Annotated in this window: 20 protein-coding genes and 1 riboswitch; of the genes, 6 read left to right on the forward strand and 14 right to left on the reverse strand. The window is 64.9% G+C overall.

What is annotated here, in order from left to right; translation table 11 throughout:
* Positions 1-20: 20 nt before the first annotated feature.
* From IEC33019_RS06810 to lpxO, 5 genes are all read right to left on the reverse strand, one after another.
* A complete protein-coding gene (locus tag IEC33019_RS06810; RefSeq protein ID WP_070091008.1) occupies positions 21-1,232 on the reverse strand; it encodes a glycosyltransferase in 1,212 nt (403 codons plus the stop codon).
* Between the two features lie 122 nt (positions 1,233-1,354).
* A complete protein-coding gene (locus IEC33019_RS06815) occupies positions 1,355-3,481 on the reverse strand; it encodes a TonB-dependent receptor (protein ID WP_099593220.1) in 2,127 nt (708 codons plus the stop codon).
* 115 nt (positions 3,482-3,596) lie between these two features.
* A riboswitch (cobalamin riboswitch) is annotated at positions 3,597-3,801 on the reverse strand.
* Positions 3,802-3,848: 47 nt separating this feature from the next.
* Positions 3,849-4,418: a GNAT family N-acetyltransferase gene (locus IEC33019_RS06820; RefSeq protein WP_070091006.1), complete on the reverse strand. Its 570-nt coding sequence runs from the start codon at positions 4,416-4,418 to the stop codon at positions 3,849-3,851.
* A gap of 76 nt (positions 4,419-4,494) precedes the next feature.
* Positions 4,495-4,839 (reverse strand): carboxymuconolactone decarboxylase family protein, encoded by a 345-nt coding sequence (locus IEC33019_RS06825; RefSeq protein WP_070091005.1) that lies wholly within the window; start codon positions 4,837-4,839, stop codon positions 4,495-4,497.
* Between the two features lie 110 nt (positions 4,840-4,949).
* Positions 4,950-5,849, reverse strand: coding sequence for a lipid A hydroxylase LpxO (gene lpxO, locus IEC33019_RS06830; protein ID WP_070091025.1), 900 nt, complete (start codon positions 5,847-5,849; stop codon positions 4,950-4,952).
* Positions 5,850-6,019: 170 nt separating this feature from the next.
* Here lpxO and thpR point away from each other — a divergent pair, with 170 nt between their 5' ends.
* Entirely contained in the window at positions 6,020-6,565 is a 546-nt protein-coding gene (gene thpR, locus IEC33019_RS06835; protein WP_070091004.1) for an RNA 2',3'-cyclic phosphodiesterase, read from the forward strand.
* Positions 6,566-6,713: 148 nt separating this feature from the next.
* Entirely contained in the window at positions 6,714-7,913 is a 1,200-nt protein-coding gene (locus IEC33019_RS06840; RefSeq protein ID WP_070091003.1) for a sugar transporter, read from the forward strand.
* A gap of 132 nt (positions 7,914-8,045) precedes the next feature.
* Here the strand turns inward: IEC33019_RS06840 and IEC33019_RS06845 are convergent, their stop codons facing one another.
* A complete protein-coding gene (locus tag IEC33019_RS06845) occupies positions 8,046-8,942 on the reverse strand; it encodes a LysR family transcriptional regulator (protein ID WP_070091002.1) in 897 nt (298 codons plus the stop codon).
* A 102-nt stretch (positions 8,943-9,044) separates the two neighbouring features.
* Here IEC33019_RS06845 and nfsB point away from each other — a divergent pair, with 102 nt between their 5' ends.
* Positions 9,045-9,695 (forward strand): oxygen-insensitive NAD(P)H nitroreductase, encoded by a 651-nt coding sequence (gene nfsB, locus IEC33019_RS06850; RefSeq protein ID WP_070091001.1) that lies wholly within the window; start codon positions 9,045-9,047, stop codon positions 9,693-9,695.
* Between the two features lie 10 nt (positions 9,696-9,705).
* Here nfsB and IEC33019_RS06855 read toward each other — a convergent pair whose 3' ends face one another.
* The 3 genes from IEC33019_RS06855 to IEC33019_RS06865 form a co-directional block, all read right to left on the reverse strand.
* Complete coding sequence (locus tag IEC33019_RS06855) at positions 9,706-11,166, reverse strand: MFS transporter (RefSeq protein ID WP_070091000.1); 1,461 nt, start codon at positions 11,164-11,166, stop codon at positions 9,706-9,708.
* A gap of 135 nt (positions 11,167-11,301) precedes the next feature.
* A complete protein-coding gene (locus tag IEC33019_RS06860) occupies positions 11,302-12,456 on the reverse strand; it encodes a cysteine desulfurase family protein (RefSeq protein WP_070090999.1) in 1,155 nt (384 codons plus the stop codon).
* A gap of 185 nt (positions 12,457-12,641) precedes the next feature.
* A complete protein-coding gene (locus tag IEC33019_RS06865; RefSeq protein WP_070090998.1) occupies positions 12,642-13,568 on the reverse strand; it encodes a LysR family transcriptional regulator in 927 nt (308 codons plus the stop codon).
* Between the two features lie 140 nt (positions 13,569-13,708).
* Here IEC33019_RS06865 and IEC33019_RS06870 point away from each other — a divergent pair, with 140 nt between their 5' ends.
* Positions 13,709-14,938 (forward strand): acyl-CoA dehydrogenase, encoded by a 1,230-nt coding sequence (locus IEC33019_RS06870; RefSeq protein ID WP_070090997.1) that lies wholly within the window; start codon positions 13,709-13,711, stop codon positions 14,936-14,938.
* A gap of 42 nt (positions 14,939-14,980) precedes the next feature.
* Here the strand turns inward: IEC33019_RS06870 and IEC33019_RS06875 are convergent, their stop codons facing one another.
* The 4 genes from IEC33019_RS06875 to IEC33019_RS06890 form a co-directional block, all read right to left on the reverse strand.
* Entirely contained in the window at positions 14,981-16,036 is a 1,056-nt protein-coding gene (locus tag IEC33019_RS06875; protein WP_070090996.1) for a TerC family protein, read from the reverse strand.
* Between the two features lie 166 nt (positions 16,037-16,202).
* A complete protein-coding gene (locus IEC33019_RS06880) occupies positions 16,203-17,510 on the reverse strand; it encodes a substrate-binding domain-containing protein (protein WP_099593222.1) in 1,308 nt (435 codons plus the stop codon).
* Between the two features lie 158 nt (positions 17,511-17,668).
* Positions 17,669-18,271 (reverse strand): helix-turn-helix domain-containing protein, encoded by a 603-nt coding sequence (locus IEC33019_RS06885; RefSeq protein WP_070090994.1) that lies wholly within the window; start codon positions 18,269-18,271, stop codon positions 17,669-17,671.
* A gap of 40 nt (positions 18,272-18,311) precedes the next feature.
* The gene (locus IEC33019_RS06890) at positions 18,312-20,264 is read right to left on the reverse strand and encodes an FAD-dependent oxidoreductase (protein ID WP_099593224.1); all 1,953 of its coding nucleotides are present in this window, start codon (positions 20,262-20,264) and stop codon (positions 18,312-18,314) included.
* Positions 20,265-20,454: 190 nt separating this feature from the next.
* Between IEC33019_RS06890 and IEC33019_RS06895 the strand changes: the two genes are divergently transcribed.
* Positions 20,455-21,498, forward strand: coding sequence for an ABC transporter substrate-binding protein (locus IEC33019_RS06895; protein WP_070090992.1), 1,044 nt, complete (start codon positions 20,455-20,457; stop codon positions 21,496-21,498).
* A 36-nt stretch (positions 21,499-21,534) separates the two neighbouring features.
* Positions 21,535-22,353, forward strand: a complete 819-nt coding sequence (locus IEC33019_RS06900) for a class II aldolase/adducin family protein (RefSeq protein ID WP_256814766.1) — start codon at positions 21,535-21,537, stop codon at positions 22,351-22,353.
* Between the two features lie 147 nt (positions 22,354-22,500).
* Here the strand turns inward: IEC33019_RS06900 and IEC33019_RS06905 are convergent, their stop codons facing one another.
* The gene (locus IEC33019_RS06905) at positions 22,501-23,898 is read right to left on the reverse strand and encodes a purine-cytosine permease family protein (RefSeq protein ID WP_070090990.1); all 1,398 of its coding nucleotides are present in this window, start codon (positions 23,896-23,898) and stop codon (positions 22,501-22,503) included.
* Positions 23,899-24,028: the final 130 nt, after the last annotated feature.

The following is a 24,028-nucleotide window of genomic DNA, read 5'->3' on the forward strand; positions in this document are numbered from 1 at the left end:
GCCGCTTTGCGGCCCTGGTTTCAACGTCGACGCAACATGGCCCCGGTGAAGTTGTACAGGCGCTGTTCGTCCAGGTGCGCCAGGCTGTGCTCGATCCGCGCGGTCAGGGCGGCGGCATGGCGGTGGCGGTCGAAGCGGGTCTTGAGCAGAGGCGCGCAGGCCGCCTGGGCCTGCTGCCAGGCCGCTTCATCGCTGTAGAGCCGCACGCAGGCCTGTGCCAATGCTTCGGCGGTTCCGGCGATGGCGCCCGGCCAGGGCAGGGCGCCATGCATGGCTTCGGCGCCGATGGGTGTGGTGACGCTGGGGGTGCCGCAAAGCATGGCGTCGGCCAGCTTGCCCTTGATGCCAGCACCAAAGCGCAGTGGCGCCAGGCACAGGCGTGCGTTGCTCATCACCTGCAGCGCATCCTCGGCCCAGCCGAGCAGGTGGAAGCCCTCTTCGGGGTTGTGCAAGGCCAGGGCCTTGGGTGTGGCGTAGGCGCCATGGATGTGCAACTGGGCCTCGGGCAGGCGACGGCGGATCATCGGCCAGAGGTTGTGCTTCATCCACAGCACCGCATCCCAGTTCGGCGCATGGCGGAAATTGCCGATGGTCACGATGTGCTCGCGCTCGGCGAAAGGACGCAACGTCTGGGCGGTCGGGTCGAGCATCAGCGGGCACCAGTGCAACAGGTAGTCCGGCACACCGAAGCCATTGACCAACAGGTCTGTTTCCACGTCCGAGATGATCAGCGACAGGTCGCAGCGATAGATGGCCGCCAGCTCGCGTTGGGCCAGGTCGGTGGGGGCCATCTGGCGGAACAGCTCAGGGCCGCTGGTGTTGAACAGGGCGCGGAAATCGTTGGGATCCAGGCCTTCGATCAGGCGTCGACGCAGCAGTTGATGTCGGGCCTCGCGCAGGCTTTGCAGGTCAGAGGTTTCCAGCACGCGCAGGGCGTTGGGGCAGTGCTTCTGGACGCTCGGGCCAAACTGCTCCTCCATGGCGAAACGGTCGAACAGCACGATGTTCGGCGCCAGTTCGGCGATGAAGTGCTCGAAGTGATCGTCGATGAGCTGTTCAGCGATGCCCAGGGGCGTGAGATCGGCCTTGTGCTCGGCGACGTTTGCGGCGCTGGCGAAGGTGATGCGCCAGCCGCGAGCACGAAAGCTTTCGAGGATCTGCATCATGTGGCCGCCGACGGCGGAGGAGCGAGGTTCGGGCCAGGCTTGGCCGATGACCAGGGCGTGGAGCATGGAGGAGGGGCCTTGGGCTGGAAAAGGCGTATTTAACCATGCTCTGGTGTTCGAGGGCCGCCCTACCGATCCATGTAGGAGCGGCCTCGTGTCGCGATGGGGCTGCGCAGCAGGCCCTGCCGTCAGAAGGTGTAATCCACCGTCGCAAAGTACGACCGCGGCGCCCCCAGCAGCCACTGGTCGCTGGTATAGACGTAGGACGCTGCATACTCGCGGTCGAACAGGTTGTTCACCTGCACGCCCAGGCGCACATCCGGCAGCACCTGCCAGCCGAGATTGGCATCGACCACCGTATAGCCAGGCACGCTGTTCTCATTGGCCGCACTGTCGTAGCGCTGGTCCACATAGCGCACGCCAAGGCCGGCATCGACCCGTTGGCCAAACCCTTTGCTCACCCACAGATTGGCCGTGCGACGGGGCACATTGCCCGGCCTGTTACCTGCTCGATCCACCACGCCCTCTGCTGTGTCTTCGAGGTAATCGTCGAACTTGGCGCGCACCACCGCAGCGTTGGCCGAGACCTGCCACTGGTTGGCCAAGGCCAGCTCCACGGTCGCCTCCAGGCCATCGGAGGTCTGTTGGCCCGCTTGCTGTACGCCATGGTTCACCGGGTCGGCGACCAACAGCTTCTTTTTGACGATGTGGTAGGCCGCCAGCGTCCACTCGCCACGGCCCTCCCAGAACCGTTGCTTGAGGCCCAGCTCGGTCTGCTTGGCTTCGGTCAGGTCGTAGCGCTGCGCCGGGCGCAGGGTCAACAGATCCCCCACGCCATCCTCGCTGGTCGAGTACTGCCCATACAGCGACAGCTCGTCGGTGACGGCCAATACCAGCCCGGCGCGCCAGTTGCCGCCTGGCAGGCTGCGCTCGCTGCGGGTGTCGTTGACCAGATCGTTGCGCTCGATGTGGTTCTGGTCGCGGCGGATGCCGGTCACCAGCGACAGGCGATCGGTCAACTCGGTGCGGTTCTCGGCGAACAGGGCGAAGGTATGCGTGGTGGACAACGTTTGAGGGCGGGTCGGCGACAGGCTATGGAACCCGCCCGGGGCAGGATGCCAAGGGTCGAGCGGGTCCGTGATGCCATCGTCGTAGGGGGCGTTGCTGTCGACGTTGAAGCGGATCTTGTTGTACTCGGCCCCGACCAGCGTCTTGCTGGTCAGGCCAAACAGCTGATGGTCGAAGGTGAAGCGCTGGCGATCGCCGATCTGTTCCTGGTTGTGCTTGATCTCCAGGAAGCTGCCGCGCTCCAGCCGATCATCATCGCCATTCCAGGCGTAGGTCTCGGCATTGCGCCAATGTCGCCGGCTCTTGATGTAGTACAGCTGGTTGCTGGCCGACACGCTGTCGCTGATACGCCAGTCGGTGTTCAGGCGGGTCCATTCGTCGTGGTAGCGCTGCACGTCGTTCTGAACGTTGTAGTTCTTCTTGCGCAGGCTGCTGCGGTAACGCCCGTCGATCAGCGGCGTGCCATAGTAGTTGGCCGGTTCTGCGTCGCCGCGCTCGTGGGCCAGGGTGAAACTCAGGTCGTCTGTTGCGTCGAAACGCAGTGCCGCGCTCAGGGCCAGGCTGCGTGAGTCGGTGCGGTCGACCCAGCCGTTACCGCCCTGTTGGTTGACCGTCATCCGGTAGCTCAGGCGCTCGCTCAGGCTCCCGCCGCTGTCCAGGCCGAGCTGCTGGCGGTCCCAGGAGCCGTAGCCCAGGCGCAGCTGGTTATGCACCTCGCCTGCAAAAGGCTTTTTCGGGATCACGTTCACCACTGCACCGGTGGCGCCTTCGCCATAAAGGACCGAGGCCGGGCCGCGAATCACGTCGATGCGCTCGACCATCCATGGGTCGACCGGAAAGGTCAGCGTGCCGGCACCGCTGTACAGGCGCGAGCCATCGAACAGGGTCATCACCGAGCTGTGGCCCTCGAAGCCCCGGGCCGACAGCCCAGTGCCGCCATCACCTGGGCTGCCGGTGAAGGTGATGCCCGGTGAGCGGGTCACGGCGTCCTGGACGGTGAGGTTGTTACGCTGCTGGATCTGTTCGGCGCTCAGGGTGCTGGTGCTGGCCGGAGTCTGCAGGGCGCTCAGGTTCAGGCGCGATCCCGCATCGGTCGGGGTGGCCAGGTCGACGGGCGATGCGTCATGGGAATCGGTGATGGTCGTCGAGGGCAGGGCCAGCACCGGGTTGTGCTGTTCATCGGCCACGACCGGAAGGGAAACGGCCAGGCAGGCCGCCAAGGTATGAAGCGTGTAGGTACGGGACATGTCGTTCCACTGCTGCAGGAATGAATGGATCCCGGTGGAAACAACGCAAAGACAAGCGAACGCGCACGCAAGGGGCGTGCGCGAAGACCGGCCTGCGCCCGCCCACCGCGGGTTTGCCAACGTGAAGCTCCAGGCCGGTCTCCGGGCTTGCGAGGGTCATGAAGCCTTCACCTTCCCATGCATGCGCACAGTGGTCTGTCGAAGGGTTCGCTCGCTTACCGTTGCGGGGGCAGCGCCGGACTTGTCGTGTGAACGACGCACCGGCTTCCCGTTTCACCCTGCGCGCGGCGGCGCAGGACACCTGAAACTGGCGGGCATCTGACCATTGATCGGGTGGGGAGTCAATGCGCGGGGCAACGGCGAGGGCTCAGCGCCCGCGTCGGCGCGAGACCCGCGCTTCGATGTTCTTGCGTCCGATCAGCAGCGCGGGCTTTTCCACCACGGGCTCGTCCGCCAACCATTTGTACATCACCAGGCAGTCCACCAGCCCCAGCTGGGCATGGCGGTACGCCTTGGGCAGGCGGCCGACGGTCTCGAAGCCCAGCTTGTGCCACAGCGCCACGGCCACTTCATTGGTGGCCACCACCGAATTGAACTGCAGCGCCAGGAAACCCTCCTGGCGTGCCAGTTTCTGCGAGTGTTCGCACATCAAGCGAGCCACGCCGCGGCCACGGGCGGCCTCGCTGACCATGTAGCCGCAGTTGCCCACATGGCTGCCGGGGCCGGCGGCGTTGGCCTTGAGGTAGTAGGCGCCGAGCAGCTCGCCATCCTGCTCGGCCACCAAGGTGCGCAGAGGCAGTTCCAGCCACAGTTGGCGGGCCTGTTCGAAGGTCAGCGCGGGGTCGAAGGCGTAGGTCTGGCGGGCCTGGACGATGGCCTGGAAGGTGGGCCAGAAGCGTTCGAAGTCTTCCGGGGTCATGGGGCGGATCTGAATCATGGCGGCTCCTGCTGGCTGAGCCGCCAAGTCTGGGTGGCCTGGCGCCGCCGCGCAAGGGCGACGGCGCCGCTCAGCGTCAATTGCCGGCCTTGCCCACCGCGTCCATGGCGCGGGCCGAGTAGACCAGCGCGGCGCCGGCGTTCATCGCCACCGCAACGCCCAGCGCTTCGGCGATCTCCTCGCGGGTGGCGCCGTGTTTGACCGCTTGCTGGGAGTGCACGGCGATGCAGCCGTCGCAGCGGGTGGTCACCGCCACGGCCAGGGAGATCAGTTCGCGGGTCTTGGCATCGAGGTGGTTGGTCTTGGCGCCGGCGCCGCTGGCGGTCACGTAGCCGGCCACGGTATCCGGAGACAACTGCTTGAGATCGCCGATGCCGGCCATCAACTGCTTACGGTAGGCGTCCCAGTCCATCATGCTCATCGTCTTCACCTTGTGAGGTTGGCAACAGGAGCTTTCAGGCTAGTCGAAGTTTTCTCGTGGGCACGGCCTGGTGTCGCGATGGGCCGCGCTGCGGCCCAAGGTTCAGGCTTTCAGATGTAGATGAAGAACAGCACCAAGGCCGCGACCACCGCCCACTTTTCCAGGTAGTAGCGGGTACGGTTGCGCTTTTTCAGCGCCTTGCCACGTTCACGGATCTTGTAGATGCGGGTGAACAGGCGGTTGATGCCGCCGGTCTTGTCATTGGCGTCGTTGGGTGCGGCGGCGGCGGCCATGACGTTGCGGCTGAACCAGCGGTTGAAGGCGGTCGCCCAGCGGTACTTGAGTGGGCGTTCGACGTCGCAGAACAGGATGATGCGATTGTGCTCGGTGGTGTTGGCGGCGTAGTGGATGTAGGTCTCGTCGAACACCACCGCTTCGCCGTCACGCCAGGAGTACTTCTCGCCATCGACGTCGATGTAGCAGCCATCATCGTTCGGCGTGTCCAGCCCCAGATGGTAGCGATAGGAGCCGGCATAGGGGTCGCGGTGACGCACGAGCTTGGCGCCTGGCGGCAGGGTGGCGAACATCGCGGCCTTGACCGTGCCGATGCTTTGCAGCAGCTCGGTGGTGCGCGGGCACAGCTTCATCGCCGATGGGTGGCTCTCGCCGTACCACTTCAGGTAGAAGCGCTTCCAACCGGTCTTGAAGAAGGAGTTGAAGCCGACATCGTCATAGTTGTCGGACTTCTTGATTTCACCGACATGCAGCAGTTGCTGGGCTTCTTCGCGGATTTCCTGCCAGTGGTCCTTGAGCGGCTGCAGCTCGGGGAAGGCCTCCACCGGCAGGTAGGGCTTGGCCGGGTGCTTGGAGAACAGGTACAGGAAGGCATTGACCGGGGCCAGGAAACTGGAGTGATCGCCCAGTTGGCGGGTCAATTTGTGGCGAACCCGACCGCGCAGGTGGACATAGGCGATCGAGAGGACGAAAAGAAGTACTAATGCAATTTTCATGGACGGCTGCTTGTCAAGATGGCCATGCTTCATGGCTTGAGCCCGCCAGCATAAACAATCATGCGTTGGCTTTATAGGATTAATCTCACATTGCCAGGCAGACATTCGTACGATAACCCCCGTCCGTGTTGTGTGCCCCGGCCTAGACGATTTCAAGGAGGGAATGACAGATGGCATTCGATGAACGCGACAAGGTCCAGCCCTTCAAGCGCCTGTTCTTCGCGCTGTCGGTCAGCGATGCCCAGCGCCGGGCCATTGCCCAGTGGCGACGTGCATTGGCGCTGCGCAGTGGCAAGCCGGTGCCGGCGCAGAACTTCCACCTGACGTTGCTGTTTCTGGGCGATGTCGATGTTGCCCAGGTGCCGGCCCTGTGCGCCGCCGTCGATCAGCTCAAGCGCCCGGGCGCACCGATACGTCTGGTGCTGGATCGCCTGCAGGTATGGCCGCGGGCCAGTGTCCTGGTGCTGGAGCCACAGCAGACGCCCCCGGCCTTGCGCCAGTTGGTCTATGCCCTGCAACAGGCGGCACTGCCGCTGGGGATCGCCGAGCAGGTCCGCGAGTACCGGCCGCACCTGACGTTGTCCCGCGACTTTCGCAGCCAGGTGCCGGAGGCTGGCACGGCGCCGGAGTTCTTCCTTGCCGCACGGTCGTTCACCCTCTACGAGTCGCGCAAGGGCGCCTATTGGCCGCTGGCCGAGTGGCCCTTGGAGGGCTGAAGCCAGCCTGTGCGTCGTGGTTGTGAGACACGGAGCTGGCGCGTACCATGCCGTGCATTCCTTTCAATAACAAACCGCACGGCACTGGCCAGCATCGGCACGTGGCGTGTGGCTTTTCGTCTTGTCTACGGAGATCAACAACCCATCCATGAACGGACCTACCCCAAACGTCTTACCCACCACCGCGCAAAGCGGCAGCTGGCTCAGTGTCATCGCCTTGGCGCTGGCCGCCTTCATCTTCAATACCACTGAATTCGTGCCAGTGGCGCTGCTCAGCGACATTGGCCACAGCTTCGACATGAGCACCGCCCAGGTCGGCCTGATGCTCACCATCTATGCCTGGGTGGTGGCGCTGGCGTCGCTGCCGATGATGTTGATCACCCGCAACATCGAGCGCCGGCGCCTGCTGTTGTTCGTCTTTTTGGTGTTCATCGTCAGCCATCTGCTCTCGTGGCTGTCCCAGAGCTTTGCCATGCTGCTGGTCAGCCGTATCGGCATTGCCCTGTCCCATGCCGTGTTCTGGGCCATCACCGCGTCGCTGGCGGTGCGCGTGGCGCCCCCTGGCCAGCAGGCCAAGGCTCTGGGCCTGCTGGCCACCGGCACCACCTTGGCCATGGTCATGGGCATTCCGCTGGGGCGTGTGGTGGGTGAGGCCCTGGGCTGGCGGGTGACCTTCCTCAGCATTGCCGGCGTGGCATTGGCCACCCTGCTGTGCCTGGTGAAGTCGCTGCCACTGCTGCCTAGCCAGAACTCCGGCTCCCTGCGCAGCCTGCCGATCTTGTTCAAGCGCCCGGCACTGGTTATCACCTACCTGTTGGTGACGCTGGTGATCACCGCGCAGTTCACCGCCTACAGCTATATCGAGCCGTTTGCCCTGCATGTGGCGCAGATTGGCGGCGAGCGTACGACCTTGCTGCTGCTGTTGTTCGGTGGTGCAGGGGTGTTCGGTTCGCTGCTGTTCAGCCGCTACAGCGACCGCTTCCCCCATGGGTTCCTGGTGGCGGCCATCGCATCTCTGGCCGCGTGCCTGCTGCTGTTGCTGCCGCTGTCGGGCAACTTCTATGCGTTCGCGGCGTTGAGCATGGTCTGGGGCGTGGCGATCCTGAGCTTCAGTCTGTCGTTGCAATCGAAGACCCTGAAGCTGGCCTCGGACGCCACCGACGTGGCCATGGCGCTGTTTTCGGGGATCTACAACATCGGCATCGGCGGCGGTGCCCTGCTGGGCAGTATCGTCAGCAGCCAGCTGGATGTGGCCTATATCGGCCTGGTCGGTGGTAGCGTCGCGGTGGTGGGCTTGGTGTTGGCGGCGGCGAGCACTGGGCGGTTTCGCACGGCATTGGGCAAGTAGCCCCTAAAATCAGCGGTGCCTGCTTCGCGGGTAAACCTGCTTCCCAACGGAATTGCTCCGCTCTCAGACTCGTGTAATTCCTGTGGGGGCGGGTTTACCTGCGAAGAGGACGCCCCGAGCAGGCGGGTTGAATCAATGATCGGCGGGCTGCAATGCCGCGAAGCGCTCGCGCAGCCACAGATGCAACTGCGACACCGCAGGCGAGAGCTGCTTGCGGTGGGGGCATACCAGGGTCACGGGCGTAAGCTCACCGGGGTGCTCGGGCAACAGGATCTCCAGCTCGCCCGCCGCCACGTTGGCGCTCACATCCAGCCATGACTTGTAGACGATCCCTTCACCCTCCAGGGCCCAGCGCCGCACCACGTCGGCATCATCGCTGAACAGCGGGCCGCGCACCTGCACGGTGCGGTTGCCCAGGCGCCATTTGTCATAGACCCGCCCCAGTTGCAGGTAGAGCAGGCAGGCATGCTGCTGGAGTTCCTCGGGTGTACGCGGGCGGCCGTGGCGTGCCAGGTAGCTGGGAGACGCCACCAGCACGCGACGGTTCCAGGGCGCCAGGGGCAGGGCGATGTAGTTGGCCTCAGCGTTCAGGCCGTAGCGGATGGCCACGTCCACCGGATCGCGGGAAAAGTCGGCGACCTGGTCGGAGAGAAAGAACCGCAGGCTCAGATCCTGGTGTTCGCGGCGAAACGCACTGAGCCAGGGCAGCAGGATGTTACGCCCAAGGTCCGAAGGCGCCGACACCTGCAGCACACCTCGCAGGCTGCTGTGGGCCCCGTGCAGGTTGTCGCGCCCTTGGCGCAGGGTGTCGAGCACGCTCTGGGCGGTGGGCAGGTACAGCTCGCCCTCGGCGGTCAGGCGCAGGCTACGGGTGGTGCGGGCGAACAGACGCACATCCAGCTCGCGCTCCAGGCGCTTTATCGCCGCCGCCACTTGCCCCGGAAGCAGACCCGCCTCATGGGCGGCGGCAGTGAAGCTGCCCAGCGCGCTGCTGCGCAGGAACAGTTCGAGATCGGCAAGACGCAGCATTTTCACTCCAGGGATGAAAGTGTTGCTGCATTGTGCGGGTTTTTCTTTTTAACGGGAAAGATAAGATGCGCGACAAATCCGTTCTCTTGAGGAGTTGTCTAGATGGATACCGTTGCCCTGGCCAAGCGCCGCTACACCACCAAAGCCTACGATGCCGCCCGGCGCATTCCCCAGGCCACTGTCGACGCGTTGCTCGAACAACTGCGCCACAGCCCTTCGTCGGTCAACTCGCAGCCCTGGCACTTCATCGTCGCCGACAGCGCCGAAGGCAAGGCGCGCATCGCCAAGGCGACCGAGGCGTTCGCCTACAACACGCCGAAGGTCCTGGATGCCTCCCATGTGATCGTCTTCGCTGCCCGCACCGACATGCCGGAGGCGCACCTGGAGGCGGTGCTGGCTCAAGAGGCCGCCGATGGCCGGTTCCACACCGAGCAGGCCAAGGCAGGTCAGGACGTGACCCGTCGCGGCTACGTCAACCTGCACCGCTTCGACCAGAAGGACCTGCAGCACTGGATGGAGAAACAGACCTACCTGGCCCTGGGCACCGCGTTGCTTGGCGCAGCCGCCCATGGCCTGGACGCCACTCCCATCGAAGGTTTCGACAGCAAGGCGCTGGACGCAGAGCTCGGCCTGCGTGAGCAGGGCTTCACCAGCGTGGTGCTGCTGAGCCTGGGCTACCGCAGCGAACAGGACTTCAATGCCGGGCTCAACAAATCGCGCCTGCCGGCTTCGACGGTGTTCACTTTCCTCTGAACCGCACGGGCTAGTCGTCAGGCGCCTGTGACAGGGGCCTGGCCACATGCTCCAGCGAGCGGCGTTCGGCTGCGGTGCCCCAGCGTGCTTGCACCAGCGCGGCGATGATCATCAGGCCGGCGCCGATCAGGTAGCCATACAGCACGTTGATACGCTCACCCGTCTCGATCAGTACGCCGAACAACGCCGGCCCGATCAAGCCGCCCAGGGCTGTGCCGAAGGCATAGAACACGGCGATCGCCAAGGCGCGGATCTCCAGGGGAAAGGTCTCGGCCACGGTGAGGTAGGCGGAGCTGGCGGCGGCGGAGGCGAAAAAGAAAATCACCATCCAGGCCGCCGTTTGCTCTGTGACATCGAGCAGGCCTTGCTCGAATCCATACCCGCTGATGGCCAGCAGTGCACCGGATATCAGGTAGGTGGCGCTGATCATGACGCGGCGACCCAGCACATCGAACAATCGCCCCAGCAGCAATGGACCACAGAAGTTGCCCAAGGCGAACGGCAGCACGTACCAGCCGACACGCTCGGACGGCACGCCGTAGAAATCGGTGAGCACTAGCGCATAGGTGAAGAAAATGGCGTTGTAGAAGAACGCCTGGGCGCTGAGCATGGTCAGGCCTACCAAGGCGCGACGCCGGTGCGCGACGAACAGGCAGCGCATGATCTCGCCCAAGGGCGTGTGGTCGCGGGCGCGCAGGCGCAACGGTGGAGTATCGATGGCAGGTAGCGCGATGCCGCGCGCAAGCAACTGGCGTTCGATATCGGTGACGATGCGTTCGGCGCGCTCGGGCTGGCCATGGACCATCAACCAGCGCGGGCTCTCCGGGATCCACAGGCGCATCAGCAGGATCGCCAAACCCAGCAGCGCACCGATGCCGAAGCACAGGCGCCAACCCAGATCGCCGCCGACCCGTGCCGGGTCGAGCAGGATCACCGCGCCGATCGCCCCAAGGGCTGCCCCCAGCCAGAAGGTTCCGTTGATCACCAGGTCCACCCAGCCGCGGTAGCGGGCGGGGGTGAACTCTTGGATGGTCGAGTTGATGGCGGTGTACTCGCCGCCGATGCCTGCCCCGGTGAGAAACCGAAACAGCAGAAAGCTTGCCAGGTTCCACGAAAACGCAGTGGCAGCCGTGGCGCCGATATACAGCGCCAGGGTGACGAAGAACAGCCTGCGCCGACCCAGGCGGTCGGTCAGCCAGCCGAAGAACAAGGCGCCAAGCACGGCCCCGGCGATGTAGGCGGCGCCTGCCAGGCCGATCTGGGTGTTGCTCATGGCCAGCGCCGGGCTGTCCTTGAGGGCACCGGACACCGAACCCGCCAGGGTGACTTCGAGCCCGTCCAGCAACCAAGTGATTCCCAGGGCCATCACCAGCAGGGTGTGGAAGCGGGTCCAGGGCAGTCGGTCGAGGCGGGCGGGAATGTCGGTGTGGTAGAGGCGCCCGGCCGAGGTGGGGAGCGAGGGTTGGTTCACCAGGGTGGGCTCCGGTCTGCTGGCGGTATGTGCCTGGCAGTGGAGCCCTTTTCAGCGGGCGGAGTTCACTTCAGCGACGTCGATAACACCACGGTCTTTGTGGGAGAGGGTTCACCCGCCAATAGGCCGGGACCGTCACCACAAGGCGACAGACGCGGCGCTCACCACTCGCCCGAACACGTCGATGGCCTTGTCCACCTCGGCCTCGCAAGTGAAGCGTCCCAGGCTGATCCGCACGCTGTTGCGCGCCTGGGCATCTTCCAGGCCCAGGGCCAGCAGCACATGGGACGCGGCGTTGCTCGCCGAGTTGCACGCCGAGGTGGAGGACAGGGCCAGCTCGCTGGCCAGAGCCGCGCTGTTGAAGCCCTTGGCGTCGATGCACAGGTTCAGGGTGTGAGGGATGCGTTGTTGGGCGCAGCCATTGAGGCTCACGCCGGGTAGGGCCAGTAGCCCTTGGCGCAGGCGCTGGCTGAGCAGGGCGATGCGTTGGTGTTCGCTGTCGCCGGGCCCGCCGGCCAGTGCGAAGGCACTGCCCATGCCGACGATCTGGTGGGTTGCCAGGGTGCCGGAGCGCAGGCCACGCTCATGGCCACCGCCGTGCATCTGGGCACGCAGCATCGTGCGCGCGCGCGGGCCGACATAGAGTGCGCCGATGCCCTTGGGGCCATACACCTTGTGGGCCGAGAACGACATCAGGTCAACCGCCTGACAGGTCAGGTCCAGGGCGACCTTGCCCACGGCCTGGGCGGCATCCACGTGCAGCAGGGCGCCATGGGCGCGCACGCATTCGCCGATGGTGGCGAAATCGGTGACCGTGCCCAGCTCGTTGTTGACCGCCATCAGCGACACCAGGCGGGTGTCTTCACGCAGCGCTGCCTGTACCGCCTGCGGTTGAATCAGCCCATGCGCATCCGGTGCCAGGCGCGTGACCGCCCAGCCCAGGCGTTCGAGCTCGGCCGCGGTGTCCAGCACCGCCTTGTGTTCCAGTTGGCTGGTGATCAGGTGACCCGGCTGGCCGGCACCCTGGGCGATGCCCTTGAGCGCCAGGTTGTTCGATTCGGTGGCGCCGGAGGTCCAGACCAAATCAGCCGGGTCGGCACCCACGCGCTCGGCTACCTGGCGACGGGCCTGCTCCACAAGTTCGCGGGCGGCCTGGCCATAGGCATGGCCGCTGGAGGCCGGGTTGCCGAAATGCGCCTCTTGGCCGAGGCAGGTGATCATGGTCTCGATGACGCGAGGGTCGACAGGGGTGGTGGCGGCGTAGTCGAAGTAGAGTGGGGCGCTGGGCATGATGGGATTCCGTGCGGGTCGTCATGGAGTGGCGATCGATGGATCCATCGTACCCAGCGCTCTGGAGATGCTTTTTACCTTGTTGGCCCAGTGCGCAGCGGCCTGAGGAAAAGTTTTTCCTATTGAGCTTTCCGTGTAGGAAATTTTTCTCTAAGCGGTAGGTTTGGCCTTGGGTGCATAGGGCGTCAGGCCGTCATGCGCTGCTTTTCTTCTTCCTCCACCACCCGTTCGCATAGATCGATGATCTGCTCGCGCATCCACCGGTTGGCTGGGTCCTGATCGGTGCTTTCGTGCCAGTACAAGTGGGTTTCCAGCGGCGGTACTTCGACCGGCAGCGGCAAGTGGCGCAACTGATGGCGGCGGGCGAAGCGCTCGGGGACGGTCATCACCATGTCGGTCTGCTGCAGCACCTGGGACGCCATCAGGTAATGCTGCGAGCGCAGGGCGATCTTGCGCTGCACACCCATCTTGCCCAGGGCCAGGTCGACATAGCCAAGGCCATTGCGGCGGCTGGAAATATGGATGTGGGTCAAGGCCAGGTAACTGTCGAGGGAGAGCTTGCTTTCGGCCAGCGGGTGCCCCGGGCGCAGGGCGCAGACGAAGCGGTCCTGCATAAGCTTGACGTGGCGCACCTGCGGGTCGGTGTTCAGCGGCGCGTCCACGGCAAAATCCAGGTGGCCGGCGGCCAGCTCCTTGGTGGTTTCGCGCCGCTTGCACAGGAAGCTTTCGATCATCAGCGCCGGGGCCAGGCGCCGCAGGCGCTGGAACAACGGTGGCAAGATCACCGCCTCGGTGAGGTCGGTCATGCTGATGCGGAAAGTCTTGTTGGCCTGTTGCGGGTTGAAGGTGCGGCTTTCCTGCACCGAGGTGCGCAGCAGGGCCAGTGCGTTGCGTACCGGGCCGATGATGTTCTGCGCCATAGGGGTGGGCACCATGCCTTGGGCGGTGCGCACGAACAGCGGGTCGTTGAAGGTTTCGCGCAGGCGCGACAGGGCATTGGACACCGCAGGCTGGGTGATGCCGACGATCTGCCCGGCACGGGTCAGATTGGCTTCGGTGTAGATCGCATCGAAGACGATGAACAGGTTGAGGTCGACCTTGCTGAGGTTCATGGCACGGCTCTTTATAGGAATTATCGGCCGATCATATATTGCTTATGAATGTTAATACACGCGGAAAATAGACTAGGTGGATACCGTCTGGGTGCTCTAGGCTCTGGCCCATGTTCTTCAGCCTGTGAAGGGAGCCTCAGATGGATTTCGCCTATTCGCCCAAGGTCCAGGCGTTGCGCGAGCGCGTCACTGCATTCATGGACGCCTATGTCTACCCAGCCGAGCCGGTATTCGAACGCCAGGTCGCCGAGGGCGATCGCTGGCAGCCCACTGCGATCATGGAGCAGCTCAAGGCCCAGGCCCGCGCGGAGGGGCTGTGGAACCTCTTCTTGCCTGAATCGGAGTACGGCGCGGGTCTGTCCAATCTCGAATACGCCCCCTTGGCCGAGATCATGGGCCGCTCGCTGCTGGGCCCGGAGCCTTTCAATTGCTCGGCGCCGGACACCGGCAACATGGAAGTGCTGGTACGTTATGGCAGCGAGGCGCAGAAGCGCCAGTGGCTGGAGCCCTTGCTGCGCGGGGAGATCCGCTCGGCGTTCGCCATGACCGAGCCGGATGTCGCATCTTCCGACGCCACCAACATGGCCGCCACGGCTGTGCGTGAGGGTGACCAATGGCTGATCAACGGGCGCAAGTGGTGGACTTCCGGTGCTTGCGACCCGCGCTGCAAGGTGATGATCTTCATGGGCTTGTCCGACCCCGAAGGGCCGCGTCACCAGCAGCACTCGATGATCCTGGTGCCCACCGACACGCCGGGCGTGAAGATCGTCCGCCCGCTGCCGGTATTCGGCTACGACGATGCCCCCCATGGCCATGCCGAGGTGCTGTTCGAGAACGTGCGGGTGCCCTATGAAAACGTGATTCTGGGTGAGGGACGCGGCTTCGAGATCGCCCAAGGCCGCCTGGGCCCTGGTCGTATTCACCACTGCATGCGCTCGATCGGCATGGCCGAACGGGCCCTTGAGCTGATGTGCAAGCGTGCGGTCGAGCGCACTGCATTCGGCCGACCGCTGGCCCGGTTGGGGGGGAACGTCGACAAGATCGCCGATTCGCGCATGGAGATCGACATGGCACGGCTGCTGACGCTCAAAGCTGCCTACATGATGGACACTGTCGGCAACAAGGTCGCGCGCAGCGAGATCGCCCAGATCAAGGTGGTGGCGCCTAACGTGGCGCTGAAGGTGATCGACCGGGCGATCCAGATCCACGGTGGGGCTGGGGTCAGCGGTGACTTCCCGCTGGCCTACATGTATGCGATGCAGCGTACCCTGCGCCTGGCCGACGGGCCGGATGAAGTGCACCGGGCGGCGGTGGGCAAGTACGAAATCGGCAAGCATGTGCCCAAGGAGCTGCTGCGTAGCGGGCACTGAATGGGGGCCGCCCAGGCGGCCCCGAGGCGGGCTGACCGTGGCTCATGGACGAGATCGGGGTGAGCTGACGCGTTCGTCTTTCTCAGCGCTACGGGGCTGGTCAGGCTGGTCGTGCGACGAGTCGTCGTGCCGGGCCCGGGTCTTGAACAGTGACAACAGGACTCCGCCGAGCAGCAAGCCGAAGGTCACGCCAAGCGATAGCAGGGCCGGCACCTTGCCCACCAGGCCGTGGTAGAAGATCTTGCAGCCGATGAACACCAGCACCAGCGCCAGGGCGTACTTGAGGTAGACGAAGCGGTGCATCAGCGCTGCCAGGGCGAAGTACAGCGAGCGCAGGCCGAGGATGGCGAAGATGTTGGAGGTATAGACGATGAACGGGTCCTGGGTGATGGCGAAGATCGCGGGTACGCTGTCGACGGCGAACACCAGGTCGGCCAGTTCGATCAGCACCAGGGCCAGGAACAGCGGCGTGGCATGGCGTAGGGCGGTGCGCTGCCCGGGAGGCGTGAGGCGCACGAAGAAGTGCGCGCCGTGGATCTGCTCGGTGACCCGCATGTGCCGCCGCACGAAGCGCAGCACCGAGTTGTTGGCAAGGTCCGGGTGGCTCTCCTGGCGCGACAGGGCCATCTTTACCCCGGTGAACAGTAGGAAGGCGCCGAACAGGTAGAGTACCCAGGCAAAGTGCTGCACCAGCGCCGCACCCACGCCGATCATGATCGCCCGCAGGAACACCACTCCCAGGATGCCCCAGAACAGCACCCGGTGCTGATAACGGCGGGGAATGGCAAAGAAACCGAAGATCATCGCCATGACGAACACGTTGTCCATCGACAGCGATTGCTCGACCAAAAAACCGGTGTAGAACTCAAGGGCCGACTGCGCGCCGAGCTCGTACCAGACCCACGCGCCGAACAGCACGCCGACGCTGAAATAGCCCGCGTACAGCAACAGGCTCTCGCGCATCTCGATCTCGCGGTTTTCGCGGTGCAGCACGCCCAGGTCCAGAACCAGCAGGCCGATGACGATTGCGATGAAGACCAGCCACAGCCAGGCGCTGGTGCCGAGGAACGGGGTGGTGAGGAATGTCTGCAGAGCCATCGTGAGCCCCTCCTTGAATGTCGACGTTGCATGGCAACAGTGATCCGACATGGCGGCTTGGCAGCCGTCAGAGGGGCCCGGTATCACATGGGTTTGAGCGTAGTCCCGATCCGGGACCCTGCCGAATGGCGCGCTGTTACATTTTTTTGCAGTGCTGCGCAGTCTTTCAGTACACCCACACTTCCACCCGTTGGTTACGCAGCCGCCCTCGTTGCTGGTCGTTGTCGGCCACCGGCAGTTCGTCGCCCATGCCGGTCACCTCTTTTACCTCCACACCGCTGCGGGCGAGCTCGCGGCGCACCGCCATGGCCCGCAGGCGGGAAAGCAGAGCGGCGCGGCCTGGGGTTTCCTTAGGATCCCCAAAGCCCACCAGCACCGCCTTGTGCTGCAACTTGCCTGCTTGGCGCAGGTAGTCGGCCACCCGGCGCACGTCGCGCAGCGCCTTGTTGTCGAGGTTGGCGCTGCCTGGCTGGAAACGAAAGTTCACGGTCAGGCGCCGGGCTTCATCGGCCAGGGTTCGGTAGCGCGGCGGCATGTCGGGCTGGGCGGGCACAGGCGGGGCCTTGACCTGCTGGGCCACGAAGCCTTGGCGGGCGACGATGGCCTGGCCGGCGGGGCTCTGGGTGAAATCAGCCAAGGCCACTGCCAGTGGTGTGGCGTGGGCGGGCAGGTAGAAGAACAGACGGCGCGACAGCGGGTAGTCCTCGCTGGCGACCAGGGCGGGGGTCGGCAGCATGGCCGACGCGTCGCCCTCGGCGATGGCCAGGACCTTGGCGCCATGCACGGCGGCCAGGCTGCTGAAGCCGATGGCCTGGCGATCGGCCTTGACCCGCTCGGCCAGGGCTTCGCTGGACTCGAAACGTTGCGCCTGGGCGGCCAGCGTCTGCTGGCGTGGCTCCAGCACCAGTGCCTTGAAGGTCTCGAAGGTGCCGGAGCGATCGTCACGCGCATACAGGCGGATGTCCCCGCCGGGCACGCCGAGCTGCTCCCAGCGCCGAACCTGGCCGCAGAACACCTGGGCCAGTTGTGCGGTGGTCAGTTGGGCCAGCGGGTTGTCTGGATGGACGATCACGGCCACGCCGTCCAGGCCGATGACCTGTTCGGCGCCTTGGCCGCGCAGATCGCCCAGCGCTCGCAAGCGTTGGGCTTCGTCCTGGGTGATGGGCCGGGATGCGGCGGCAAGGTCTGCCTGGCCATCGCCCAGGGCGGTGAAACCGGTGCTCGAGCCATGGGCGGCGATGGTGATGCGCAGGGGCTGGCCCTCGGCATTGCGGGCGCTGATTTCGGTTTCGTTGGGCTGGTGGCCCGGGGTCTGCGTGACCGCCGTGGCGCCTTGGGCCGCCAGCAGGCCCTGGACCAGCGCAGGTGTCAGGGCCGCTCCGATGGTGTTGGAGCCCTGGATGCGCAGTTGCGCAGGCCCGGCCAGGGCCGATAAGGGGAGCAGACAGCACAGCAAGGCGAGCAGGCGAGGCATGCCGGAGACCTGTGGCATAAAGGTGCGCTGCAGATTACGACAGTGGCGTGAACGGGAGATGACAGTGCGAGAGGCTTGAGGACCGAAGCGTCCTCCTTCGCGGGTGAACCCGCGCCCCTCAGTCTGCGCATCCTCTGTAAAAACGCTTGTGGGCTCGATCAGAACGTAGGCGGCGTGATCACCCAGATCACTACGGCATCCACCTCCCCGGGGTTGCCGTAGCGGTGCGGCTCCTGGCTGGAGAAGCTGAAGCTGTCACCTTCATTGAGCTGGAAATATCGGTCCCCGACCCACAGCTCGAAGCAGCCAGACAGCAAATAGCCGGCTTCCTCGCCCTCGTGGCTGTAGCTCTGCTGGCTGTAGGTCCCCGGCGGAAAGCGCGAGTGGAGGATCTCCAGCTGGCGATTGGGCTGTGGGGTGAGCAGTTGATCGACGATGCCGTCCTCATAATGCACGCTCAGGCGGCTGTTGCGTCGCACTACGTAGCCCTGATCCTCCGGGGCGGTGCTGGCCTCGCTGGCGAAGAACCACTGGATGGTCACGCCCAAGCTGCGGGCAATGTTGAACAGCGCCGGGATCGACGGGTAGGAGAGGTTGCGCTCCAATTGGCTGATGTAGCCGGCGGTCAGTTCGCTCTGCTTGGCCAGCTCGGCAAGGGTCATGCCGCGGCGCTTGCGCAGGCCGCGGATGCGGGTGCCGAGAAAGTGCGGGGCCGCGCCGCCGTCTTCGGCGGCGGGCGGCGTCTGGGGTTGCTGGCTCATGCGCGTCGGTCCATCGGGAAAGCCAGAAGTATGACGAGCCTCAGAGCGCCCAGGCAACCGTCAGGCCGTCGTGGATCGCCTCTTCGACGGTGCGCGGCGCCAGGCAATCGCCAATGCGCTGCACCTCGACCAGACCGGCCAGTTCCTCGGCCAAGGTGTCCACCGGTTGATGGCCCAGGCACAGCACCAAGGTGTCGATCCCTTCGAAGATCATCGGCTCGCCGCTGGCGGTATGCAGCAGGTAGACGGTGTTGTCGTCGCAGCCGTAGAGCCGTGCATAAGGCGTGATCGCGATGCCCAGGCGGTGCAGCTCGCCGGCCATCTGGTCGCGCACGTACAGCGGCAGACTTTCGCCGCAGTGGGTGCCGTTGACCGCCAGCTGTACTTGGTGGCCTTCACGCACCAGACGCTCGGCAATGCCGGGGCCGATCCAGTCGCTGCGCCAGTCCACCACCAGCACCGAGCTGCCCAGCGTGACCTGGTTGCGCAGCACTTGCCAGGCGTCGACCACTTGCAGGTCGCCGCTGCGTTCGAACGCCGGCCAATACGGGGTGGCGCCAGTGGCCGCGATCACCACGTCTGGGCGCTCGCGCTCGACCAGAGCGCGGTCGACACGGGTATTGCGCACCACACGCACGCCGGCCAGCTCCATCTCCCGTTGCAGGTTGGTGCTGGCGCCGCCGAACTCGCTGCGACGGGGCAGCAACTGGGCCAATTGCACCTGGCCGCCGAGCTGTGGGCCGGCCTCGTACAGGGTCACGTCGTGGCCACGCGCCGCTGCGACCGCTGCGGCTTTCATGCCGGCCGGGCCGCCGCCTGCGATCATCACGCGCTTGGGCGCCGAGGTGGGGACGAGTGTGCCGTATTGCAATTCGCGGCCGGTTTCCGGGTGCTGGATGCAGGAAATTGGCAGGCCGCGATGGAAGTGGCCAATGCAGGCCTGGTTACAGGCGATACAGGCGCGCACGTCCTCGACCTGACCGCGCTCGGTCTTGGCCGGCATCTGCGGATCGCAGATCAGAGCCCGGGTCATGCCGCAGACGTCGGCTTGGCCGCGAGCCAGGATCAGTTCGGCTTCCTGGGGCTGGTTGATGCGTCCAGTGACGAACAGCGGGATGTCCAGGCGTGCCTTGAACGTGCCGGCTTCGCGGGCAAGGTATGCAGGCTCGATGGCCATGGGCGGAACGATGTGCACCGCACCGCCTTGGGAGGCGGAGGTGCCGGCGACGATATGCAGGTAGTCTATCTCGCCCTGCAGGGCCTGGGCGGCCACCAGGGATTCGTCTTCGGTCAGGCCTTCAGGGTCGCGCTCATCGGCGCTGATGCGCAGGCCCACGATGAAGTGTTCGTCAGTGGCTGCGCGTACGGCGGCCAGCACTTCGCGTACAAAGCGCAGGCGCTGCTCCAGGCCACCGTTGTAGCCGTCGCTACGGCGATTGACCCGCGGGTTGAGGAACTGCGCCGGCAGGTAACCGTGGCTGGCGACCACTTCCACGCCGTCGAGCCCGGCCTGATGCAGGCGGCGGGCGGCACTGGCGTAGCCCTGGACGATTTCGTCGATCATCGTCTGATCCAACGCCCGGGGCATCACCCGGAAGCGCTCGTTGGGCACCGCCGAGGCCGAGTAGGCCACCGCCAGCAGGCCATCGGCCGTCTCCATGATCTCCCGGCCTGGGTGGAACAGCTGCGACAGCACGACGGTCCCGTGGGCATGGCAGGCCTCGGCCAGGCGACGGTAGCCGTCGATGCAGGCATCGTCGGTGGCCATCAGTACATGGGAGGTGTAACGGGCGCTGTCGTGCACCCCCGCGACCTGCAGCACGATCAGCCCGGCACCGCCTTCGGCGCGGGCGCGCTGGTAGGCGATCAGCTTGTCATTGACCAAGTTGTCGGTGGGCAGGCAGGTGTCATGCCCGGTGGACATGATGCGGTTCTTCAGGCGTTTGCCACGGATCTGCAGCGGTTCGAACAGGTGGGTGAAGGCGGTCGACATGCGCGCAGCTCCGGTTGGTGATCGTTTTTGTTTTTCTCATGAAAGTGTAGCGCCAGTAAAAAATCAACTTGTTTTTTTACTTGCTGGCGTCTAGCGTTCCCCTCGACCCCTGGCTCAGGGGCACCTCTCACAACAACAAGAAAGCGGGGCCTGCGCTGCACCGGCCAGGCACCGGCAGGAGGAACCAGCGATGCAAGCATTTCCCCGCAGGACCGGACTGTGCGCAGTTCTTCTGGCCTTGGGCCTGGGCAGCGCGCAGGCGGCGCCGCAGATGGTCGTGGTCGGCTATGGCGGCGCGGGTCAGAAAGCCCAGGACGTGGCGATCTTCCAGCCTTTCAGTGCCCAGGATGGCAGCAAGCTGATCCAGAGCGAGTACAACGGCGAGATGGCCCGGATCCAGGTGATGGCCGATACCGGGAATGTCGATTGGGATGTGGTGCAGATCGAAGGTCCCGACCTGATGCGCGGCTGTGACGAAGGCATCTACGAGCGCCTGGACTGGCAGCAGATGGGCCATGCCAAGGAACTGATCCCGGACGCGGCCCAGGCGTGCGGTTCGGCGGCGCTGGTGTGGAGCGTGGCGATTGCCTATGACCGCGACAAGCTGGCCAAGGCGCCTACGTCCTGGGCGGACTTCTGGGATGTGAAGGCGTTTCCCGGCAAGCGTGGACTGCGCAAGCGCGCGGTGTACAACCTGGAGTTCGCGCTGTTGGCCGACGGTGTGAAGGTCGAGGATGTCTACAAGGTGCTGTCCACCCCAGCCGGCGTCGAGCGTGCCTTTGCCAAACTCACCGAACTCAAGCCCTACATCCAGTGGTGGGATGCCGGCGCCCAGCCGGCCCAGTGGCTCACCGCAGGTGATGTGGTGATGACCTCCACCTACAGTGGCCGCATCGCCGTCGCCGCCCAGCAGGGTAGCCCCCTGGCGGTGGTCTGGCCGGGCAGCCTGTATGGGATGGACTATTGGGCGATCATCAAGGGCTCCCAGCATGTCGACCAGGCGCGACGCCTGATCGCCTACGCCAACCAACCCGATACCCAGGTGCGTTACGTAGAGCAGATCCCCTATGGCCCGACCAACACCCTGGCTGCGGCCAAGCTCGACCCTGCCTTGGCCAGCTGGGTGCCGACCTCGCCGGAAAACCTCAAGGGTGCGCTGGCGATGAATGTCGAGTTCTGGGTGGACCATGGCGAGGAACTGGAACAGCGCTTTAACGCGTGGGCCAGCAAGTAAGGTAGATTCATTCCCCAAGGCCGCTTCGCGGCCTTCGTGGGTAAATCGGAGCGCCGAACAGACTTCGGCCTCCCACATTCTCGAACCAGGACAACAACAATGACCCCCACCGAACGGACCCTGCGCCAGGAACTGGCCGCCTGCTACCGGCTGATCGCGCACTTTCGCATGACCGATCTGATCTTCACCCACATCTCCGTGCGCTTGCCGGGCCCTGAGCATCATTTTCTGATCAACCCCTACGGCTTGCTGTTCGATGAGATCACCGCCTCGAAACTGGTGAAGATCGACCTGCAGGGCAATCCGGTGGAGCCGACGCCATACCCTGTGAACCCGGCCGGTTTCGTCATCCACAGTGCCATTCACGGCGCCCGCGAAGACGCCCAGTGCGTGCTGCACACCCACACCCGGGCAGGCTGCGCGGTGGCGGCGCTCGAATGTGGCTTGTTGCCGCTCAACCAGATCTCCATGGAGTTCTACGGTCGGGTCGGTTACCACGCCTACGAAGGCATCGCCCTGGACATGGACGAGCAACAGCGTCTGGTGGCGGACCTGGGCGAGCATTCGGTGATGATCCTGCGTAACCATGGTCTGCTGACGGTCGGCAGCAGCGTGGCCGAGGCCTTCATGCGCATGTACTACCTGGAGAAAGCTTGCGAGATCCAGCTGGCCGCCTTGCAGGCCGGACAGGTGATCGTGCCGCCGCACGAGGTGTGCGCCCATACCGAGCGCCAGTTCAATGCTCCGGCGCGGCCGTTGAAAGCAGGGGAGTTGTCGGACCCGGATGGCAATGCACTGGCCTGGCAGGCCCTGCTGCGGCTGCTGGAGCGGGTGGCGCCGGATTATCGCGACTGAGACGCCAGCGTCGGCTCCAACACCCTGGAGCCGCTTCGCGACGCTTTCGTGGCAAAAGGCCGCTCCTACACGTACAACTCAATCCGTGTAGGCGCTGGTGAGCCTGCGATGGGCTGCGAAAGCAGCCCCAAGGCACGAGCGGCTGTATCAGCGAGCGTCCGGCACGATGATGTGGGCCGGTGCCTGCGCGGCACGGCCACGGGCGACCCAGTAGTACAGCACGCTCGGCACGACCAGGCCGATCAGCCAGGACACATCGACACCCCCCAGGTGGGCAACCATGGGGCCGGTGTACAGCTTGGTGTCGATGAAGGGCATCTGCACCAGCACCCCCACGGTGTAGACGATGATCCCCGGCCAGTTCCAGCGGCCATAGCGACCTTCGGGGTCGGCCAGGGCAGGGATGTCGTAGCGTTCCTTGGTGATGAAGTAGTAGTCCACCAGGTTCACGGCGCTCCACGGTACGAAGAAGGTCAGCAGGAACAGGATGAACGACTTGAACGCGCTCAGGAACGAGTGCTGGCCGAGCAGCGCGACCAGGGTCGCGGCGCCGACGATGGCCAGGACGAACACCAGGCGTTGCAGGCGGCTGATCTGTAGATGGCCGCGGAACCCGCTGATGATGGTGGCGATGCACATGAAGCTGCCATAGGAGTTCAGCGTCGAGATGGTCACCTTGCCGAAGGCGATGCTGAAGTACAGCAGCGCCGCAGTGGTACCCACGCCACCCAAGCCGACGATGTAGGCCACTTCATGGCCGGTGAACTGACCACCGGCGATGGCGGCGGCGAACACACCGAGGATCATCGAAGCCTGGGCGCCGATCACCGAACCCAGGCCGGCGGCGAGGAAGGTCTTGATCGGCGAAGTGCTGCTGGGCAGGTAGCGCGAATAGTCGGCCACATAGGGGCCGAAGGCGATCTGCCAGGACGCGGCCAGCGAAACGGCGAGCAGGAACGACGCCCAGGTGAAGTGGCGGTTGTCCAGCAACTGGCCGATGTCGGCCAGCATCATGATGCGGCTGAACAGGTAGACGAAGGCGATGATCCCCAGCACGCTGGCCAACCGACCGATCCAGTGGATCACCCGATAGCCGGCGAGGGTGGCAAGCACGATCACGCCCGCGAAGATCAGGATGCCGGCGCTGTCGCTCACACTGAGCAACTGGCCGATCGCCTGGCCGGAGAGCACCGTGCCGGTGGCGGTGAAGCCCAGGTACATCAGGCACACCAGGGCCATGGGAATGGCTGCGCCATAGACGCCAAACTGCACACGGCTGGAAATCATCTGCGGCAGGCCCAGGCGTGGGCCCTGGGCAGCGTGCAGCGCCATGACCGTGCCACCGACCAGTTGGCCGATCAGCAGGCCGATCAGCGACCAGAACACATCGCCACCGAGCACCACGGCCAGGGCGCCGGTCACGATAGCGGTGATCTGCAGGTTGGCTCCCAGCCAGAGGGTGAACTGGCTGTACACGCGTCCATGGCGTTCAGCTTCGGGGATATAGTCGATCGAGCGCCGTTCGATCACGGGTTTGTTGGACATGGGCACTCCGCGTGTTTGTTTTTGTGAGGGGCGGGTGAGCCATCGGCAGGGGACGGCTGTGCTGAGATGTGAGCATGTATAGACAAGTTCGGTCAAGTGAAGCTTGACAACCTCTGACAGGACGGTCACT

The organism is Pseudomonas putida (genome assembly GCF_002741075.1).
GTDB classification, from domain to species: Bacteria; Pseudomonadota; Gammaproteobacteria; order Pseudomonadales; family Pseudomonadaceae; genus Aquipseudomonas; species Aquipseudomonas putida_T.

Bases quoted from the DNA above. Each gene is read 5' to 3' on its own strand.
- IEC33019_RS06840 (WP_070091003.1), top strand. From the start codon at position 6,714: ATGAACGGACCTACCCCAAACGTCTTACCCACCACCGCGCAAAGCGGC.
- IEC33019_RS06890 (WP_099593224.1), bottom strand. From the start codon at position 20,264: ATGTCGACCGCCTTCACCCACCTGTTCGAACCGCTGCAGATCCGTGGC.
- IEC33019_RS06815 (WP_099593220.1), bottom strand. From the start codon at position 3,481: ATGTCCCGTACCTACACGCTTCATACCTTGGCGGCCTGCCTGGCCGTT.
- IEC33019_RS06810 (WP_070091008.1), bottom strand. From the start codon at position 1,232: ATGCTCCACGCCCTGGTCATCGGCCAAGCCTGGCCCGAACCTCGCTCC.
- IEC33019_RS06820 (WP_070091006.1), bottom strand. From the start codon at position 4,418: ATGATTCAGATCCGCCCCATGACCCCGGAAGACTTCGAACGCTTCTGG.
- IEC33019_RS06825 (WP_070091005.1), bottom strand. From the start codon at position 4,839: ATGAGCATGATGGACTGGGACGCCTACCGTAAGCAGTTGATGGCCGGC.
- IEC33019_RS06905 (WP_070090990.1), bottom strand. From the start codon at position 23,898: ATGTCCAACAAACCCGTGATCGAACGGCGCTCGATCGACTATATCCCC.
- IEC33019_RS06875 (WP_070090996.1), bottom strand. From the start codon at position 16,036: ATGGCTCTGCAGACATTCCTCACCACCCCGTTCCTCGGCACCAGCGCC.
- thpR (WP_070091004.1), top strand. From the start codon at position 6,020: ATGGCATTCGATGAACGCGACAAGGTCCAGCCCTTCAAGCGCCTGTTC.
- nfsB (WP_070091001.1), top strand. From the start codon at position 9,045: ATGGATACCGTTGCCCTGGCCAAGCGCCGCTACACCACCAAAGCCTAC.
- IEC33019_RS06870 (WP_070090997.1), top strand. From the start codon at position 13,709: ATGGATTTCGCCTATTCGCCCAAGGTCCAGGCGTTGCGCGAGCGCGTC.
- IEC33019_RS06860 (WP_070090999.1), bottom strand. From the start codon at position 12,456: ATGCCCAGCGCCCCACTCTACTTCGACTACGCCGCCACCACCCCTGTC.
- lpxO (WP_070091025.1), bottom strand. From the start codon at position 5,849: ATGAAAATTGCATTAGTACTTCTTTTCGTCCTCTCGATCGCCTATGTC.
- IEC33019_RS06845 (WP_070091002.1), bottom strand. From the start codon at position 8,942: ATGCTGCGTCTTGCCGATCTCGAACTGTTCCTGCGCAGCAGCGCGCTG.
- IEC33019_RS06880 (WP_099593222.1), bottom strand. From the start codon at position 17,510: ATGCCTCGCCTGCTCGCCTTGCTGTGCTGTCTGCTCCCCTTATCGGCC.
- IEC33019_RS06895 (WP_070090992.1), top strand. From the start codon at position 20,455: ATGCAAGCATTTCCCCGCAGGACCGGACTGTGCGCAGTTCTTCTGGCC.
- IEC33019_RS06865 (WP_070090998.1), bottom strand. From the start codon at position 13,568: ATGAACCTCAGCAAGGTCGACCTCAACCTGTTCATCGTCTTCGATGCG.
- IEC33019_RS06885 (WP_070090994.1), bottom strand. From the start codon at position 18,271: ATGAGCCAGCAACCCCAGACGCCGCCCGCCGCCGAAGACGGCGGCGCG.